Raw genomic sequence first — 16,197 nt, 5'->3', positions numbered from 1 at the left:
AACGGTTGGTCGTCACGTTTGCGAGTCTACTTGCTTTCGCTGGATCGACTATCTTATCGTACGAGTGCAACCAAGTCGCGCGCGTGGAGGGCCGTGGGTCGGCCATCGGCTCCGCAAGGCATGCTCGCCGGGAATTGCTGGCTTGCGAGCGTTGTTCCAGGCTACTTCCCTGCTGGCGCTCGCGGTCACGCTCGCGAAGGCTTTGCCGGACTGTGAACGTGAAAGCTGGCCATTTTGCCTCTTCGGCGAGACCGCTTGTATCGCTCCCGCGATCGGCGCACTAAGAGGTCGCGCAATGGGCGGCGCCGGGGCAGGGCTCGTCATTGCGTTCTTCATATTGCTCCTTAGTTACTGGTAACCCCATGCGCCGCCCCCAGTTCTCCCTGAAAACGCTGTTATGGTTGATGACCGTGGTGGCGGCGTTCGGCGGCGGAATGGCCGTGCAACAACGAATCATGGAGAGGCAAGCAGACCGACTTATGGCAGAAGCTTGGGATAGGATGCTCTCAAGGTGATTTCAGGAGCGGCGCTGTGCCCATTCCTTGGGCACCACCAAAAAACCCGACCGTCCGTTACGGATTCTTCTTGACAACGGCTGAAATGAAATCACTACCCGGCGCGGCCGTAGGCAGCGGAACGCGGCCGAGGATGGTAGAATGCGGGTTCTCCGCACACGAACATGGCGCCGCTCGATCTTTCATGGGCCGATTCCTGATTTCAGCTTGTACGACCGCACTCTTGGCAGTCGGTTTGCCTGCCTCTGCGGCCGAAGCGTTCGCCGGCCCGATTGCCGGCGTCGAAGATGCAAGGCGAGCGCTCCGTCGCGAGGCCTTTCCGTGGTATGACCAAGACCACGATTCGCTGCGCCGCGTTCACCTCAGCCCGCCGGAGAACGTTGCTAACAAAAGCGGCGAACCAGAAGCGAAGCCGCCAAGCGAGAATGATTCAGAACGCGACGTCGACGAAAGCAGGCCACGGGCAAGCCGGACCCTCGGTGCCTGGGGCGACATCCTGGCCATCGTGCTGCTCGTCGCTTTGTTTTTCGCCATCGCCTGGTTTTTTATTCGCGCCTATCTGAGCCGCGAAGAGCAGGCGGCCGTGGACGACACGGCCCGCGTCAAGCATACGGCCGTCGATGACGCCGCGCGGATCGAGGCTCTTCCGTTCCGGATTCGCCGCGGCGATATCGATTTGTTGGCCGAGGCCCGCCGGCTCTATGAAGAAACGAGATTCAGCGAAGCCATCGTTTATCTGTTCAGCTACCAGCTCGTCGAGCTGGACCGCCACCAGGTGATACGTTTGTCCAAAGGCAAGACCAATCGCCAGTATTTGCGCGAGCTGCGTCCGCAACCGGCGCTGCGGTCGATGCTGGAGCGATCGATGGTGACCTTCGAAGAGGTCTTTTTCGGCGGCCACGCGCTGGGCCGCGCCCAGTTCGAAACCGTCTGGCACGAGGTCGGACCCTTCACGGCGATGCTTGCCCGGCAGGAACGAACATGAGCCGCCGGGTATGGGTGATGCTGCTCTCGCTCCTCGCCTTTGCCATGACGGGGTGCGAGGAAGACTTCGACACGGGGTATGGCCGGCGTTTTGGCCGAGGCGCCGGCGGCAGCGTCAACGGCACCGCGGTGTTGGCGCGGCTGTTCGAGGCGGCCGGGCACCATGTGTCCACCGCCACCCGGCTTTCGCCTCGCCTTTATGAAAAAGCCGATTGCATCGTCTGGGCGCCCGACGACTTTCGGCCTCCGCAATCCGACGTGCGAGAGTGGTTTACGGCCTGGTGGCGGCGCGGCAACGGCCGAACGCTGATCTACATCGGCCGCGACTACGATGCGGCGCCCGCCTACTGGAATGCGGTGAAGGGCATGACGCCGCCGGATGAGCAAGCAGAGATCTCGCGCCGCCTGGCGAACGATCAGGACCGGTTTTTGACGGCCCGCGCCGCCATTCCCGAAGACGAAGATTGCGAGTGGTTCGTCTCGCGCGGCAAGCGCCAACCTCGCGTGGTGAAAACGCTGCAAGGCGCGGCCGACTGGGTGAGCGACGTAAACGCCAATCGAATCCAGATCGAGCTCAACGGCCGCCTCGTGCCGCCGCTCGACGCCGAAGTGCTGCTGGAATCGAAAGGCGATGCGCTCGTCAGCCGCCAGGAGATGTCGAATGACGGCGAGTTGCTGGTCGTGGTCAACGGCTCATTTCTCCTGAACTTCCCCTTGGTCAACCACGAGCACCGCAAGCTGGCCGCACGCCTGGTGGATGAGATCGGGCCGGCGCCGAGGGAGGTCGTGTTTTTGGAAAGCGGAGCAGGCGGGCCGCCGGTCTGGGAGCAAGAGCCGGCCGCACGGTCGCGCACCGGTTTCGACGTGCTGGCGGTCTGGCCGCTGAGCGTCATTTTCTTGCAGTTGGGTGCATTGGGGCTGATCTTCTGCTACAGTCGATTGCCGATTTTTGGACGCCCGCGACCGCTCGCCGCCGCGGGGCTGGCTGATTTTGGCCGTCACATCGCGGCGTTGGCCAGCTTGCTCCAGCGGACGCGCGACGAGAAATACGCCGCGCAGCGCGTCGCTCACTATCAGCAGGTGGTGCGGCGCGAGCCGGGGCGCTACCGACGCGGCGGCGCGACGGCCAAGACCGAGCCGCTTGACGCGAACTCGACTTCAACCTTTCCATCCGCATGAACGAAGGCACTTTCGATCCACCCACCGGACCGCTTCCGCCCGCACCTGCCGGGGCCGTGCCACTCGACACGGCGCACGTCGGCACAGGCCAGGCGCAAAGATCCGTCGCCGAGGGCCAGAATGGCGAAGGCGCAGCCATGCCGCACGGAGCTCCGCCGGCCGGCGCGGAGCGGCTTTTCTTGCGGATCGCCCACGAGTTGCGCAAGGTTTACGTCGGCCAGGACGAGCTGGTGATGTCGACGCTGGTGGCGCTGTTCTCGCAGGGTCACGTGCTGATCGAAAGCGTGCCGGGGCTGGGCAAGACGCTGTTTGTCCGCGCTTTGGGCCGCGTGCTCGGCTGTGCATTCGGCCGCATTCAGTTCACCGCCGACCTGATGCCTTCCGACATCACGGGTTCGCCGCTGTTCGACATGAAGAGTCAGGAGTTCCGTTTTCGACCGGGGCCGGTGTTCACGCAGTTGCTGCTGGCCGACGAGATCAACCGCTCGCCGGCCAAGACGCACGCGGCCCTGCTGGAGATCATGCAGGAGTATCGTGTGACCGTCGATGGCGTAAGCCACAAGCTCGAGCGGCCATTTCTGGTGCTGGCCACGCAGAACCCGATCGAATCCGAAGGGACGTACAACTTGCCGGAAGCGCAGCTCGACCGCTTCCTGTTCAAGATTCGGGTCGACTATCCGTCGGCGGAGGAAGAGGCCGATATTTTGAAGATGCACCGGCAGGAGGTCGATTTCGACGCGCGGCTGGCCGACTTGGAGACGGTGACCGGCCCCGCCGAGATCGTGGCCACGACCGAGTCGTGCAGCCAGGTGCGCGTCGACGACAAACTGATTTATTACATCAACACGCTGGTGCGGCTGACCCGGCAATGGCCGCAGTTCCACCTGGGAGCGTCGCCGCGCGGCGGCATTGCGCTGGTGCATGGCGCCCGCACGTTGGCCGCTTTTTCGGGTCGCGACTATGCCGTGCCCGACGACGTGGCGCAGATCGCCTTGCCCGCCTTGCGGCATCGCGTAGTGCTCACGCCGGAGGCCGAGGTGGAGGGGCGGCGCGTCGACGAGTTGTTGGAAGAGCTGATTCGCTCGGTCGAGGTGCCGAGGCTTTAATGGCCTCGCGGGAAAGCCGTCCCCGGCGATGCACTGTAGGGAACGGACTCCGTGCCGCTCCGCGCGCACCGAACGATCGTCAATCGGCACTCCTCGGAATCCCGGCGCGCCGGGATCAATGACCAGGTGAGTCGGCTCGCCTGCCCGGCGCAGATTGCCGGTGATCATGGCCACGATTGTTTTACTCAACCGCTGATTATCGCGGTCATTTTGAACGACGACGGCGGGCCGGACCTTGCTCCGAAGGCCGCTCGTATAAGGGAAATCGACAAGAACGACGTCGCCGCGTTTCATCCTTCGCGGTATTTCTGGTAGCTTTCCAGCGCCGGGTCGTGGTCATCGTACTCTCGCATACTGGACTCGACCAGGAAGGCGACCTCGTCCTCCCCCACGGCGTCGTCGACGACGGTTTGAACTCGCGCGTAAAGGTCGGCGCGCACCACGACGCATTCCATCGCCAGCTCAGGCACCGGCACGCGGACGGCGCCGCCGTCCTTGACGGCCTGAAGCTGTTCCGCGGTCAGATTGACGTTCATACTTCGCCTCCTTGACCATAGTCTACCGCGCGCGGCATTACCTGCAATCGGCGAAGAGCGGATAAAGGCGTCGAGAACCGTTGTTCAGCCAAGATCCCGCGATTGGTGATTTATGCCGAAGGCAAATCGCATAGCAGCCTTCGATCCCGAAGATTCGCGGGCGGAGCTCGGTCAGCGTTCGGCGAAACTCCAGACAAACCACCGGTGGGGGGTTTTGGTGCAAGTTGCACCAAAACGGCCGCCCGGCGGCGGCGTCCCGGCTATCGCGCGATATTGCTCGGCCGCGATCCTTCGAAATGCCCCGACGGCGCCGTTGCCCGAGCGGATGGCGCTACTTTCCGTCGTGGAAGCGTAAAAGCTTTGGCAGTAAAGGGTTGCGACTCCATCGTTGGATGGGTGTCGTCCGTCATGCCGCTCAGTTTGGCAGCACGCTGCCAAAGTGACGGCGCCCCGTTCGTCTCCGCCAACACGTGCCGATGCGACACGCGTGTCGCATGGGCGCGGCGCAACAGCTTTCCTCTCGCGGGGTGAAAAGCGCTACGGTCGGCAAATGCGCCGCGTGCGGCGCTTTTGCCGCTGGCAGGCGCCGATGCGACACGCGTGTCGCAGTCCAGCTTTCGTCGCGAGTTGGCCATCTTCGAATTGATTGCCCCAAACGCCTTTGTAGCGGAACAAATCGACGATTCTGCGCAGGCCAGTCGCACCCTACGACCGCGTCCCGACATCGGGTAGGATATTCGTCCGCCATGCCTTTCCTAAACCATCCCTTTATCGCCGTCGTCGTCGGGTTGACTCTGCTCCTGTTGGTGCGCTGGTTGCACGTCAACTACGGCGAGCGGCCGCGGCTGTTCTGGGCGTGGGCATGGTTGCCGCTGGCAGCGGGGGCGGCGCTGACTGCCTCGGCAATCGTCTCGCTGGCCGTCTCCAGCGAAGGCGTGCTCGGTTACTTCGTCCGGTTGTCGGTGGTGCTGGACGCGCTGGGAGGGTTCGCCTACTGGCTGCGCGTCTATCCGCACCGGCCGCTCGTCTATCTGGCCGCCGTTCCGGCTGCTCTGTCGATGCTGCTTCTCTTGCCGCGCGTCTCGCATGACGCGACGGCCTGGTATCCGCTGGCCCTGCTCGACGGGCTTGTGGCGCTGGTCGCGGCCGTCGACCTCTTCAGCCTGCCCCGGCGGAAGTCGTTTTCGATCGATCGCGAAACGGTACGGGCGGCCTCGTTGGGCCAGCCGCATCCCGTGACGCTGGTTGTGTCGAACTATTCGCGCTTCGCCCGATTTGTCTGGGTGCGCGACGGCGTGCCGCACGAACTGGAGGCCCAGCCGCCCGAGTTTCGCTTGCCGCTGGCGGCGCGAAGCCGGGTCGTGCTCAATTACCAGGCGCACAGCCGCCGCCGCGGCGCGTTTACGGTTCCGTCGGCGCACCTGCGCGTGCGCAGCCGGTGGGGCCTGTGGCAGCGGTTCCTGGACTATGACGTGACCAGCGTCATCCACGTCTATCCCGATATGAAGCAGGTTTCGGAATATGCCCTGCTGGCCCGCACCAACCGCCTCAGCCTGCTGGGTGTGCGGCGGACGCGAAAGATCGGCCAGGACAACGAGTTCGAACGGCTTCGCGACTACACGCCCGACGACAACTACAAGCACATCGATTGGAGGAGCACCGCCCGCAGGCAGAAGCTGACCGTCAAGGATTTTCAGGCCAATCAAAGCCAGCGATTGGTGTTCATGCTCGACTGCGGCCGCATGATGACGAACCTGACGGGCGAGCTGAGCCTGCTGGACCGCGCCCTGAACGCCATGCTGATGCTGAGCTACGTGGCGCTGGCCCACGGCGACTCGGTCGGGCTGCTGACGTTTTCCGACGAGATTCACAACTACGTTCCGCCATCGGGCGGCATGCACCAGATGAACCGGCTGCTGCACGCCAGCTTCGACCGGTTTCCGCGGCTGGTCGAATCTCGCTACGATCAGGCGTTCTTGTATCTGGCCGCGCACTGCCGCAAGCGGTCGCTGGTGGTCTTGATCAGCAACCTGATCGACGAGGTCAACGCCAACCAGGTGGGCCGCTACTTGGGGAATCTTTCCGGGCGGCACTTGCCGTTGGGGGTGCTGTTGCGGGACCACCGGCTGTTCGACCCGGCGGAAGCGGAGGCGCCCCAAGGCGAGGCGCTCTTTCAAGCGGCGGTGGCGTCCGATATTCTGAATTGGCGGAACCAGGTGCTGGCCGACCTGGACGCCAAGGGCGTGCTCTCGCTCGACGTGTATCCAGAGAATTTGACAACTCCCTTGATTAACAGTTACCTGGAGATCAAGGCCAGGCACTTGTTATAGGGTAGGGTGGGACCAGCGAGCTTGCGAGCGCCGGCCCACCCTTGTGTGGCGCCGTCGGTGGGCCGGCGCTCTCAAGCTCGCTGGTCCCACCCTACGATTTTTTTCCTACACGCCCCCGATCCTCATGGTCGCCAAGCCTGATTACATCGAGACCGTCGTCGCCACGCTTGGCCGGGCGACGGAAGCCAACCAGAATACGCCCGGCCGCGAAGGCAATGTGATCACCATCACGCGCGAGATGGCCGACGACGTGATGATCACCGCCGACCTGCACGGCCACCGTCGGAACTTCAACGCCATCAAGAAAACCGCCGACTTGGAGCGCCGGCCGCGGCGGCACCTGATCTTGCAGGAAGTCTGCCACGGCGGGCCGGCGTATCCGTCGAACGGCGGCTGCATGTCGCACACCATGCTCGAAGACGTGGCCAAGCTCAAAGCGGCTTATCCCGACCGCGTCCATTTTCTGTTGAGCAACCATGAGCTGGCCGAGATGACCGACTACCCGATCATCAAAGGCAAGAAGATGCTGAACCTGCTCTTTCGCCTGGGCATTCAGGAGATGTACGGCGCGGCCGCGGAACGGGTGCGCGAAGCCTACAACGACTTTATCCGCAGTTGTCCGCTGGCGGTCCGGCTGCCGGGCGACGTGTTCGTATGCCACAGCCTGCCCGAGCGGAGCGACCAGCGCTCGTTCGACCGGTCGATCTTTTCGCGACCGTTGGAGGCCGCCGACCTCATCGAGCACGGCGATGTGTTCGACTTGCTCTGGGGCCGCGACTATCGCGTCGAAAACGCGCGGGCGTTTGCCAAGATGGTGGGAGCAAAAGTCTTCATCCACGGTCACGAACCGTGCCCTGAAGGTTACAGCGCGCCGAACGATCTGCAGATCATTCTCGACTGTTGCGGCGACCCGGCCTGCTATTTGACGGTGCCGACCGACCGCCAACTCGGTCACGCGGAGCTCGTGTCGCGGATCGAGCGGCTGAAATAGTGTTCCAGGTGCTTAAGACATTATGAGCCAGTGTCGCGATCACTGCCGTTTTTCAACTTGGCGTTAAGCTCGGCTTCCAGCCGAGCGGCGAGGCTGTCGAGTTCCTGAGGCGGCAGGCTCTGTAACTTTTCGATTGCGGTCAGGTCGCGATGCAATAGCCGCTGAAAGGAATGAATCCTCGCTATTTGGCCTTCGGCGCGCCCCTCCTGGCGCCCCTGCTCGCGGCCCTCGGCAATGCCTTTCTCGCGGCCTTCCGAGAGCCCCTTCTCCGTCGCGTCTTCAAGAGCGGCATAGAAGTCTCGCTGCGCCTTTAGTCGCGATTCATACCGCTCGCGTTCCAGTTCAGTCTGCGTGATCATCATTAAATCTCCCACTGCCAAGCGAATCTCAGCAAAATCCAGAGCCGCTGGCAGTCGATCCAGATCGAGTTCCTCGGCGTGCCGCAAGAAAAACAGCCAGCGGTCAAGAGGGGTCGTCAACTCATCGATGGCTTTATCAAACTTCGGCAATTCAAGGATATGCATCGCCAGTTGATCGGTAAAGAGCGTATGATGGTGACGCTCGCGAAGCTCGAAAATCAGGTGATGGTCCGACAGATCCGGAAACAGAGGCGTATCCAGGAAGCAAATCGCGATGGTGGGCCGCAGGTCGCGGTACTTCTTCCCTTCCTGCAGTTGGGCCTGATGCAATCGGGCCCAATAATAGAGAGCCCGTTGGCGGAAGGCGCCAAAGGCAAGCATCTGCATCTCAATGTTGAACTGCCGCCCACTTTCGTCCCGTGCCTTGATATCCAGGATCGACAGCTTGTCGTCCAAATCTTCCTTGTCATTGAAGGGGTTCAGCAGATCGAGGCTTTCGATCTGCTGGCCAGCCGCGGGCTGCAAGACAGCGTCAATCAAGCTTGTTAAGATGGGCTTGTTCTGCTCGCGACCGAATACGTGCTTGAAGGCGTAATCGACCTTGGGATCGCATTGCGGTTTCATGCCTGGATTATAATCTCCGCAGCCACAGCTATGAACCGAGCCAAGACCAAGATTTCCATCGTCAGCGTCGCCTTCCTCGCCGTCTGGTCGGCTTTCGTAGCCGCGGGCGGCACGGCCGATGTGCCTGGAATGACACCTTTATCAATCAAAGGCATCGAAGAGCGGGGCATTGAAGGCCGCCTTGGCAAGCGGCTAGGGGCGGTTGTAAAGGTCTCCGGGGAAGTTGTGCCCAATACGTCTCGCCAGAAAGCCTATTCCGGCGAACCATTTTTTCTGCGAATTGATCGTGTTGATGGCCGCGAATTAGAAACGCCGCAACTATTCTCATCAACGGAAATGCCCTTGGTTCGGGAGGTGCCGGAGTTGAAGGTTGGCGACCAGTTTCGTTGTGTCGGCTACGAGAGCGGAGGCTTCGAAGGCATTCCGGGCGATGCATTCAACTACATCGAGCCTGTGGCAACGCAAGGCTTTCACTTTGCCGTGAACTTCGTGGTAGTTAAGGCATTGTGATCCGGCGCCCGCCTTCCGCCTTTTCCAGCGATCATTAAGCCGGTTGTGGCTCGTCGCTGAAACTGGTATATTTGCAAGGAAGTTACGGCAAAAGCAGGCGTCGAAAAACATCGGCCGCCGGGTACGAAAAAACGCCGTTCGCACCGCCCGGTTTAGCAGTCAAAGGAAACGGAATTGTCGACGGATTCGGAAGATCCTGACTCCCCGGAACTCACTCCCGCCGAAGAAGGCGGCAACGGCCAGCCCCAAGGAAAGCTGGTCGACCTCGCGATCGAAGATGAGCTGAAAGACAGCTACCTGACGTACGCCATGAGCGTGATCGTCAGCCGGGCCTTGCCCGACGTGCGCGACGGGCTGAAGCCCTCGCAGCGCCGCATCCTGGTCGCCATGAACGACCTGAACCTCACGCCGGGGGCCGGCCGCGTCAAGTGTGCCAAGATTTCTGGCGATACCAGCGGCAACTATCACCCGCACGGCGAGAGCGTCATCTATCCCACCCTGGTCCGCATGGCCCAGGAGTGGAACATGCGGTACACGCTCATCGACAAGCAGGGCAACTTCGGCTCGATCGCCGGCCTGCCGCCCGCGGCCATGCGATATACCGAAGCCCGCATGTCGCCCTTTGCCGCGATGCTGATGGACGACATCCGGCTCGATACGGTCGATTTCGTGCCGACCTACGACGAGCGGCGACTGGAGCCGACCGTCCTGCCCTCGAAATTCCCCAACCTGCTGATCAACGGGGCCAACGGCATCGCGGTGGGCATGGCCACGTCGATCCCGCCGCACAACCTGGGCGAGATTTGCGATGCCGCGGTGCGGGTGATCGACCAGCCCGACGTCTCGATCGACGAGTTGATGGAGATCGTGCCCGGTCCCGATTTTCCCACCGGCGGCGTGGTCTGCGGGCGCAGCGGCATCCGCAAGAGCTACTTCACGGGCCGCGGCAACATCGTCGTTCGGGCACGCTGCCACATCGAAGAACTCGCCAAGGGCCGCCAGCGGATCATTGTCAGCGAGATTCCCTATCAGCAGGCCCGCGACCGGATTGAAGAGCGGATCGCCGAGCTGGTCAACGACGACAAGATCAAAGGCATCTCCGGCATCCGCAACGAGAGCGACCTGAAAGAGCCGGTGCGGCTGGTGCTTGAAATCAAGCGCGACGCCGACGCCGAGATCGTGCTCAACCAGCTTTACCAGTTCTCGCCGCTGCAAGACACGTTTTCGATCATCCTGCTGGCCTTGGTCGACGGCAAGCCGCGGACGTTGTCGTTCAAGCAGTTGCTGGAAGAGTTCGTGCGGCACCGGCTGTCGGTGATTCGCCGCCGGACGCAGTTTTTGCTCAATCGGGCACGCGACCGCAAGCACACCGTCGAAGGGCTGCTGTTGGCCCACGCCAACATCGACGAGGTGATCCGCGTCATTCGCACGTCGGCCACGCAGGCCGAGGCCAAGACGCGGCTGATGGCCATCGAGTGCCCGGCCCCACTGATGCGTCGGGCGTTGGGGGAGCGGGGCTACGCCGATTTCCAGCAAGAACGCGGCGCCCGCGAAAACTACCAGCTTACGGCCGTGCAGGCCGACGCCATCTTGCGGATGACGCTCGGCCAGTTGGTCAACCTCGAGCAGGAGAAGCTGGGGAAGGAATACGAGCAGCTTCTGGACGAGATCGCCGAATACCAGCGCATTCTGTCGGACGACAAGAACATTTTGGCGATGATCCGCGAGGATCTGCTGGAGGTCAAGCGGAAGCACGCCGACACGCGCCGCACGGAGATCAGCGGCGAAGAGATCGGCACGATTGACCTGGGCGATTTGATCACCGAAGAGAATATGGTGGTCACGATCAGCAACCAAGGCTATATCAAGCGGACGGCGGCCAGCACCTATCGTGCTCAGCGGCGCGGCGGCAAGGGCCTGAAGGGTGCCAAGACCGAGGAAGAGGATCCGATCCGGCACCTCTTTGCGGCCAGCACGCACGATTACCTGCTGTTCTTCACCAACCGCGGCAAGGTCTATTGGCAAAAGGTCTATGACCTGCCGCAGCTTTCCCGTGAAAGCCGCGGCCGCGCGATCGTGAATCTGCTGAACCTGGCCGAAGGCGAGTCGATCGCCGACTGCCGCGCGGTGCGCGATTTCACGGCCGACCATTACTTAATGATGGCCACGCGGCGCGGCCTGGTGAAGAAGACGCCGCTGTCGCAATACAGCCGGCCGCAGCGCAACGGCATCATCGCCATCAAGCTCAAGGAAGACGACGAGCTGGTCGATGTGGCCATCACGAAGCCGGGCGACGAAGTGGTGCTTTCGACCGCCCGCGGCATGGCGATCCGCTTCCGCCAGAGCGACGCCCGGCCGATGGGCCGCAACACGAGCGGCGTGAAGGGAATCAACCTGACTTCGGGCGACGAGTTGGTGGGCATGGTGGTGGCCGAGCCGGAGACGACGCTGTTGACCGTCTGCCGCAACGGCTATGGCAAAAGGACGCCGTTTGGGCCGAACAGTCCGGTGGTGGAAGGCGATGCGGAAGCGGTTGCGATCGCCGACGAAACTCCGATGGAAGGCGTCGTGGAGGCTGTCGAAGAGCCGCGCGAGGAAGAGGAAGGCGGCGAAGATCTGAGTGCCGAAGAAGAGGGTGGCGAGGAAGGCGGTTCGGGGCGCCGCTACCGCACGCAGCGTCGCGGCGGCAAGGGCCTGCGCGACATCAAGACCACCGAGCGCAATGGGCCGGTGGTCAGCGTCGTGACGGTGAGCGACGACGACGAGGTGTTGCTGATGACGGCCCGCGGCAAGATTCAGCGCGTGGCAGCCAGCGAGATCAGCGTGATCGGCCGGAACACGCAGGGCGTGCGGATCATGTCGCTCGACGAAGACGATGCCTTGGCGGCGGTGGTGCGCGTGCCGCATGAAGAACGGGGTGAGGAGGCTGAGGCCGCGCCGGAGGAAGAGTCGGCCGATGCTGGGCCGTCCGGTCATGAGGCAACTGGCGACGCGGCGCCATCTCCCGATGACAACGCATGAGTCATTCGGTGCGAAGAGTGGAACTTGGCCCGGCAAGCGTAAAAAGAAGCGGTCCAAGACAAATCGCAAAGCTCTAGCAGCTTCCTGCATGCGCGCTTTCATCACCGGCATCACAGGCTTTGCGGGCGGCTTCTTGGCTGAGCATTTGTTAGCCTGCGGCGACGAAGTGCTCGGCTCCTCGCGGCGCGGGGAGTGGCCGCGTTGGGCCGGCGACGACCTCCGCCGCATCAACGTGCTGAGTTGGGACGTCGGCGAAGGCGCAGCCAGCGAGCTGATTCAGAAGGCACTCCGCGACTTCGCGCCCGATTGCATCTACCACTTGGCCGCGCTCAGCGTGCCGAGTGATTGCGGTACGACCGAACCGACCGAGCGGGCCACCGAGGTCAACGTTCGCGGCACCGAGCGCGTCGTCGATCTGGCTGCATCACTCCCGCATAAACCGCGACTCCTGTTCATAAGCACGAGCCACGTCTACGGGCGAGCGACGAAAGAACATCATCGCTACGACGAGACGACTCCAACCAACCCTCAACGCGCCTACGGCAAAACGAAGCTTCTGGCCGAAGAGGCAGTGCGTCGTCGAGCGGCCGAGCATGATCTGGACGCAGTCATCGTTCGCGCGTTCCAACATACCGGGCCACGGCAAGAGCCACGGCTGATGCTGCCCGAATGGGTTGAACAAATCGCCGGGCCATCGACCGACACGGTCCGCGTCAAGCACCTCGACACGTGGATCGACCTGACCGATGTCCGCGACGTGGTGCGGGCATATCGCCTGCTGGCGCAGCGCGGCGAATCGGGTGGCGTCTACAACGTCGGCTCGGGCGTGCCGCGCAGGACGGGCGATATCGTCGACAGGCTCATCAAGATTTCCGGCGTCTCGCCCGCGGTCGTGGAGCTTCAGCCCGGACCGGAAAAATTCGATCCCATCGCCGACATCCACCGCTTGCAAGCCGCCACCGGCTGGCGGCCGGAGGTCAGCCTCGATCAAACCCTCGGCGATACGCTGGCAGACCGCCGAAAAACCTGCTGATATGTAGGGTGGGACCAGCGAGCTTGCGAGCGCCGGCCCACCCTACGATTGCCGTCGGCGCGTGCGATTAATCCGCGTCGCCGTCTTCCGGCGGCAAGTCCGCGGCGCCGAGCATCGCCGAGCTGATGAGCCGCAGTGCCCGCTCGGGAATCGGCCCCCAGCCGAGCAACGCCTCGACGATTTCCAAAGCGCCGTGCTTGACCAGACGAAAAGCCTCGATGTCGATGGGCTCTTCATCCGCGTGCGAATGGTTCCAGGCCAACGTCTTGGCGATCCAGCCCGACGCATCGGCGGCCATCTGGCGATAATGGGCGATCATCCGCCGCCGCAGCGCCACCGGAAAGCGGCGCTTGCAGGCCAGCGAACAAAAGAAATTATCCAACATGACGATGCCCGGCTTGCGGAGCATCCGCCCACAATGGTCGCAGTGCCTGCCCTGGCGAGTCATGGTTTGCGGCTGGCCCCCACGAGCTGCAATTGCGCCTCGGCCGTCACCGGCCGGCCGCCATGCTCGGTCGTGGCACGGACGATCAAGGGCATGTTCAAGGGGCCAAATTCGCGGTCGCAATGAATGCGAAGCACGGCCCGCTCGGCATCCGAAGGCACGGTCGCCGGTTCGGCCACGATGCCGTGGATATGAGGCGGCAGCACGAGCTCCACGCGGGTCGGCCCAGTGAGCGACCGATCGCGGGCCAGACGCAGGCGCACCTCGCACTCGCCGCCGGGCACGCACTCCAGCGACGTCCGCTCTGCATGCACACTCAGCTCGCCTGGGCCGACGAGGGCCACAATCTGCTCGTTCTGGTTTTGCGAAGTGAAGCTCACCGTATGCTGGCTGCCGTCCGTGTCGGCCACCACGCCAACGGCCATCACGACGGAGCGGCTCGTTCGGGCCAGTTCCATCCAGGGCGGCAAGAAGAGCGGGTACTCGCATTCGTCGGCGCCGGGCGGCACCGTGATGAGCGGTCCCGTGACGCCTTGCAGATGCCGCGCCTGCCGATCGGCCGGCAACACTCGCAACGGCCCGGTAAACCCGCCGCGGTCAATCGCGTAATGCCGCACGAGCGTGCTCCCGCGCGGAACGAACGTGAGGTCATATTTGCCGATGATCTTGAACGGCGTAGGCATCGATACCGCCAACAGCACGTTGTCGACGGTCATTTCGCCCGGCGGGCCGGCCAACGTCGCCGTATGCGTGACCGCCTGACCGCTGATCTCCGCCGTGCCTCGTACCACCACGTGCGCGGCTTCGATCTTGGATGTCTGGCTGGCGACGAAAGTCAGGTCGGCGTGCGGCTTGTTGGCGGCGATCTCACCGCCTTGCACGCTGACGCCCGGCGGCAAACCATCCGCGGCAAGCTTGATGGGGCCGGTCAACCCGCCGAGCCGTTCGGCCGTAACCCGCAGCTTCGCTTGCGACTTTCGATCCAGCGAAAGCGCGTCGGCGGCGAAGGTCAGGCGGAAATCGGGCGCGGCGGCCGGCGTAATCCGCAATCGGTAGGCAAAGGTCTGTCCGCCCCGCGACGCAAAACGGTCGGCCACTCGTACATAAAAGCTACCATCGGCGGGCGCCGTGAAGCGCAAGCGGCAATCGTTCTGACTGCCAGGCGATTCTTCGGCGCGCAAAAGCTCTTTTCCGGCAGCATCTTCCACGACGAGAACGGCGTCGAGCGGCGAGCCGAGCCGAGCGGACGAGACCGCCACGTCGAATACGTCGCCCCGCTTGGCGGCGAAAGCCCAATAGTCGCGGTCGCCCGCAACGCCGATCCGACCGTTGGCGACTGCGGGAGCGGCGAGAGTCGCGGCTTGCCGCGGCAGGTCGTTCGGTTCACGTTCCAGCAGCTCGTCAAGATCGTCGATTTCCAGATTCACCTGGTTTGATTCCCCACCGGCCAGCGGCAGGCGGGCCGCGTACCAAGACGGCGCATCGGCGGGCACGGCAACTTCCACGGCTTCCACGGGCACGCCCTGACCGTCGAGTTCCAGCCGCACCGTGCCGCCGCGGCGGCCACCCAACGGATAAACGCGCTCGATGTAAGGCCCGCGCGTCAGGTTCAGTCGATAGACGTAATGCTGCAATCCGCCAAAGTTGACGTCATGGATCCGCAAGCGATACGTGCCGTCGGCCGGAATCGTGGCGCGAAGGCAGGCGTCGCCCGCCAACGAGCCGACGTCCTCCGCCAGCGGCCTGCCAGCCGGGCCATAAAGCACGAGTCGCGCTTCCAGCGGATAACCGAGCCGCGAGGAGAGTACTTCCGCCCGGATTGGCTCGCCCGCCTTGGCATGAAACGTCCAGTCATCGACGTCTTCGCGCGGAAAGATGCGCCCGTTGATCGTCACGGGGAGCGTTACCTGCACGGGCAGAGGACCGCCGTCGATTTCCTGTTCGACGATTTCCGGCAGGTCGCCGACGACGAACTTCATGCTCGGCGCAGCGCCTTGCGAGGTCGAAACGCGCCAGCGACGCAGCCCCAGCGGCGCGTCGGCGGCAAGGTCAACCTGGCCGGAGTAGTCCTTGGGATAGTCTTCTTTCTGCTGCGAGGCAGGCAAGGGTATGACTGGCCCTTCGAACCAGATCGTCTCGGTCGGCACGATCCTGGCCGAAGCGGTCACGCCGGCTCCGAGCATCTCCAGCGCCGCGCCCTCGTGCAGGTACATGCCGCCCACGCGGAAGTCGACCTTCGTGCCGCGCTGTCCGCCTGCCGGAAAGATATAGGAGACGGCCGGTTCATCGGCGAAGACAGGCGCGAGCAGGCAAACGACGGTGACCGAGCAGGCAACGAGCGTCCTGTATTGAATCAAATGCCGCATTGTTTCCGAATCGTAGGGTGGGACCAGCGAGCTTGCGAGCGCCGGCCCACCGTTAGCGACGTCATTTGTGGTGGGCCGGCGCTCGCAAGCTCGCTGGTCCCACCCTACATCTGCATAAACTCGTTCCCACGATTAAGAAGGAGTAACCATCATGGCCACCGCCCCACCGCTGACTCGCCGCCCGGCATGGACCGCCTT

13 protein-coding genes are annotated in these 16,197 nt (G+C 63.3%); 9 read left to right on the top strand and 4 right to left on the bottom strand.

What is annotated here, in order from left to right; translation table 11 throughout:
- Nucleotides 1-738 precede the first annotated feature (738 nt).
- The 4 genes from VNH11_00405 (at nt 739) to VNH11_00390 (ending at nt 4,099) form a co-directional block, all read left to right on the top strand.
- On the top strand, nt 739-1,500 hold the full coding sequence (locus VNH11_00405) for a DUF4129 domain-containing protein (protein ID HVA44819.1): 762 nt from the start codon (nt 739-741) through the stop codon (nt 1,498-1,500).
- Entirely contained in the window at nt 1,497-2,678 is a 1,182-nt protein-coding gene (locus VNH11_00400) for a DUF4350 domain-containing protein (GenBank protein HVA44818.1), read from the top strand. Before VNH11_00405 ends, VNH11_00400 begins: the two co-directional genes overlap by 4 nt.
- A gap of 137 nt (nt 2,679-2,815) precedes the next feature.
- Nucleotides 2,816-3,784, top strand: a complete 969-nt coding sequence (locus VNH11_00395) for a MoxR family ATPase (GenBank protein HVA44817.1) — start codon at nt 2,816-2,818, stop codon at nt 3,782-3,784.
- Between the two features lie 51 nt (nt 3,785-3,835).
- Complete coding sequence (locus VNH11_00390; protein ID HVA44816.1) at nt 3,836-4,099, top strand: hypothetical protein; 264 nt, start codon at nt 3,836-3,838, stop codon at nt 4,097-4,099.
- Here the strand turns inward: VNH11_00390 and VNH11_00385 are convergent.
- Nucleotides 4,075-4,320, bottom strand: a complete 246-nt coding sequence (locus VNH11_00385) for a hypothetical protein (GenBank protein HVA44815.1) — start codon at nt 4,318-4,320, stop codon at nt 4,075-4,077. The genes VNH11_00390 and VNH11_00385 overlap by 25 nt on opposite strands.
- A gap of 746 nt (nt 4,321-5,066) precedes the next feature.
- Between VNH11_00385 and VNH11_00380 the strand changes: the two genes are divergently transcribed.
- Both VNH11_00380 and VNH11_00375 read left to right on the top strand, forming a co-directional pair.
- Nucleotides 5,067-6,650 (top strand): DUF58 domain-containing protein, encoded by a 1,584-nt coding sequence (locus tag VNH11_00380; GenBank protein ID HVA44814.1) that lies wholly within the window; start codon nt 5,067-5,069, stop codon nt 6,648-6,650.
- A gap of 124 nt (nt 6,651-6,774) precedes the next feature.
- Nucleotides 6,775-7,641: a metallophosphoesterase gene (locus VNH11_00375; GenBank protein HVA44813.1), complete on the top strand. Its 867-nt coding sequence runs from the start codon at nt 6,775-6,777 to the stop codon at nt 7,639-7,641.
- 20 nt (nt 7,642-7,661) lie between these two features.
- Here the strand turns inward: VNH11_00375 and VNH11_00370 are convergent, their stop codons facing one another.
- Nucleotides 7,662-8,624, bottom strand: a complete 963-nt coding sequence (locus VNH11_00370) for an Rpn family recombination-promoting nuclease/putative transposase (GenBank protein ID HVA44812.1) — start codon at nt 8,622-8,624, stop codon at nt 7,662-7,664.
- A 30-nt stretch (nt 8,625-8,654) separates the two neighbouring features.
- Here VNH11_00370 and VNH11_00365 point away from each other — a divergent pair, with 30 nt between their 5' ends.
- From VNH11_00365 to VNH11_00355, 3 genes are all read left to right on the top strand, one after another.
- Nucleotides 8,655-9,134 (top strand): hypothetical protein, encoded by a 480-nt coding sequence (locus VNH11_00365; protein ID HVA44811.1) that lies wholly within the window; start codon nt 8,655-8,657, stop codon nt 9,132-9,134.
- Between the two features lie 174 nt (nt 9,135-9,308).
- The gene (gene gyrA, locus VNH11_00360; protein HVA44810.1) at nt 9,309-12,155 is read left to right on the top strand and encodes a DNA gyrase subunit A; all 2,847 of its coding nucleotides are present in this window, start codon (nt 9,309-9,311) and stop codon (nt 12,153-12,155) included.
- Nucleotides 12,156-12,243: 88 nt separating this feature from the next.
- Nucleotides 12,244-13,188 carry an NAD-dependent epimerase/dehydratase family protein gene (locus VNH11_00355; protein HVA44809.1) on the top strand — a complete coding sequence of 315 codons (945 nt, stop codon included), beginning with the start codon at nt 12,244-12,246 and terminating at the stop codon, nt 13,186-13,188.
- A gap of 67 nt (nt 13,189-13,255) precedes the next feature.
- On the opposite strand, the gene VNH11_00350 is transcribed toward VNH11_00355, so the two are convergent.
- Together VNH11_00350 and VNH11_00345 are read right to left on the bottom strand one after the other, a co-directional pair.
- On the bottom strand, nt 13,256-13,636 hold the full coding sequence (locus VNH11_00350; GenBank protein HVA44808.1) for a hypothetical protein: 381 nt from the start codon (nt 13,634-13,636) through the stop codon (nt 13,256-13,258).
- A complete protein-coding gene (locus VNH11_00345; protein HVA44807.1) occupies nt 13,633-15,999 on the bottom strand; it encodes a PPC domain-containing protein in 2,367 nt (788 codons plus the stop codon). The genes VNH11_00350 and VNH11_00345 overlap by 4 nt, the downstream gene beginning before the upstream one ends.
- Nucleotides 16,000-16,197: the final 198 nt, after the last annotated feature.

This window comes from Pirellulales bacterium, from assembly GCA_035533075.1.
Classification (GTDB): domain Bacteria; phylum Planctomycetota; class Planctomycetia; order Pirellulales; family JAICIG01; genus DASSFG01.
The sequence above is the reverse complement of the archived record's forward strand: the minus strand, read 5'-3'. Positions and strand labels throughout refer to the sequence as shown.